This is a genomic window from Ruoffia halotolerans (genome assembly GCF_014049385.1).
GTDB classification, from domain to species: domain Bacteria; phylum Bacillota; class Bacilli; order Lactobacillales; family Aerococcaceae; genus Ruoffia; species Ruoffia halotolerans.
In genome coordinates this window covers 1-1692 of record NZ_JACAOA010000063.1, presented here as the reverse complement: position 1 = coordinate 1692, position 1692 = coordinate 1, and the positions used below count along the sequence as shown (strand labels likewise).

The 1692-nt window shown below is 52.1% G+C and carries 1 rRNA gene; it reads right to left on the bottom strand.

The features are described 5' to 3' along the window. Positions 1–67: 67 nt before the first annotated feature. Positions 68–1617 (bottom strand): 16S ribosomal RNA (locus HW423_RS10840). Positions 1618–1692: the final 75 nt, after the last annotated feature.

The following is a 1692-nucleotide window of genomic DNA, read 5'->3' as shown; positions in this document are numbered from 1 at the left end:
GAAAACTCACTCAAAACTGAACAAAGATAAAACACTTCATGCTGTAAAAGGTTCCAGTACTCCTTAGAAAGGAGGTGATCCAGCCGCACCTTCCGATACGGCTACCTTGTTACGACTTCACCCCAATCATCTATCCCACCTTCGACGGCTCCCTCCATAAAGGTTAGGCCACCGGCTTCGGGTGTTACAAACTCTCGTGGTGTGACGGGCGGTGTGTACAAGACCCGGGAACGTATTCACCGTGGCGTGCTGATCCACGATTACTAGCGATTCCGGCTTCACGCTCTCGAGTTGCAGAGAACGATCCGAACTGAGAATGGCTTTGAGAGATTCGCTTGCCCTCGCGGGGTCGCTGCTCGCTGTACCATCCATTGTAGCACGTGTGTAGCCCAGGTCATAAGGGGCATGATGATTTGACGTCATCCCCACCTTCCTCCGGTTTGTCACCGGCAGTCTCATTAGAGTCCCCAACTGAATGCTGGCAACTAATGATAAGGGTTGCGCTCGTTGCGGGACTTAACCCAACATCTCACGACACGAGCTGACGACAACCATGCACCACCTGTCTCCTTGCCCCGAAGGGTTTCACCTATCTCTAGGCTATGCAAGGGATGTCAAGACCTGGTAAGGTTCTTCGCGTTGCTTCGAATTAAACCACATGCTCCACCGCTTGTGCGGGTCCCCGTCAATTCCTTTGAGTTTCAGCCTTGCGGCCGTACTCCCCAGGCGGAGTGTTTATTGCGTTAACGCCAGCACTGAGGGGTGGAAGCCCCCCAACACTTAACACTCATCGTTTACGGCGTGGACTACCAGGGTATCTAATCCTGTTCGCTCCCCACGCTTTCGAGCCTCAGCGTCAGTTATAGACCAGAAAGTCGCCTTCGCCACTGGTGTTCCTCCATATATCTACGCATTTCACCGCTACACATGGAATTCCACTTTCCTCTTCTATACTCAAGTTTGCCAGTTTCCAATGCCGTTCCACGGTTGAGCCGTGGGCTTTCACATCAGACTTAACAAACCGCCTGCGCTCCCTTTACGCCCAATAAATCCGGACAACGCTTGTGACCTACGTATTACCGCGGCTGCTGGCACGTAGTTAGCCGTCACTTTCTGGTTAGATACCGTCAAACCGATAACAGTTACTCTATCGGCTGTTCTTCTCTAATAACAGTGCTTTACGATCCGAAAACCTTCTTCACACACGCGGCGTTGCTCCGTCAGACTTGCGTCCATTGCGGAAGATTCCCTACTGCTGCCTCCCGTAGGAGTTTGGGCCGTGTCTCAGTCCCAATGTGGCCGATCACCCTCTCAGGTCGGCTATGCATCATCGCCTTGGTAAGCCGTTACCTTACCAACTAGCTAATGCAGCGCGGGACCATCCTTCAGTGACAGCCGAAGCCGTCTTTCCCGATTGAACCAGGCGGTTCTGTCGTCTATGCGGTATTAGTCATCGTTTCCGATGGTTATCCCCCGCTGAAGGGTAGGTTTCCCACGTGTTACTCACCCGTGCGCCACTCACGTCAAGAGAACAAGTTCTCCGTCAGTGCGTTCGACTTGCATGTATTAGGCACGCCGCCAGCGTTCGTCCTGAGCCAGGATCAAACTCTCATAATTGATTGTTTGAGCTTTTGCTCATTACTATTCTAGCTTTGTTGACCTTTTTTAAACTGGTGGTCGTCCAGCGAAATT